Here is a 575-nt window from a genome sequence, read left to right on the forward strand (position 1 = left end):
ACGGGGCGGACGAACGCCGTGTCCCCGCCGCCGACCTGCACCGACTGCCCGGCGACACACCGCACCACGACACCGTGCTGACACGGAGCGAGCTGATCACCGGAATCGAACTGCCGCCACCGCCGGCCGGGGCGGTATCGGACTATCGCAAGGTACGTGACCGTGCCTCCTACGCGTTCGCGTTGGTGTCGGTCGCCGCGGAGCTGACCTTCGCCGCCGGCAGGATCGCCACCGCGCGCATCGCGTTGGGCGGTGTCGCCCACAAACCGTGGCGCGCCTGCCGTGCCGAGCAGGTGCTCGTCGGCGCGGTCGCCGAGCAGCAGACGTTCGCCGCGGCCGCCGACGCCGAACTCGCCGATGCGGACCCGTTGCCGGGCAACGAGTTCAAGGTGGAACTCACCCGGCGCACCATGGTCTCCCAGCTGCGCATGCTGACCGAGCGGGGGTTGCGATGACGCTGCTGGAACCGCACGCGATCGGCGCACCCCTGGCCCGCCGCGACGGGCAGGCCAAGGTCACCGGTACCGCGCCTTACGCGTACGAACAGCAGGTCGAGCACCCGGCATATGTGCATC

At 71.0% G+C, this 575-nt stretch carries 1 protein-coding gene; it reads left to right on the forward strand.

The genetic code is table 11. The features are described from left to right. Window positions 1–455: FAD binding domain-containing protein (locus tag H7I41_RS05925; RefSeq protein ID WP_372503686.1), on the forward strand; the 455-nt coding region annotated here is incomplete at its 5' end. Between the last annotated feature and the right edge of the window lie 120 nt (window positions 456–575).

This window comes from [Mycobacterium] manitobense (assembly GCF_025821665.1).
In the GTDB taxonomy this organism is placed as follows: Bacteria; Actinomycetota; Actinomycetes; order Mycobacteriales; family Mycobacteriaceae; genus Mycobacterium; species Mycobacterium arseniciresistens.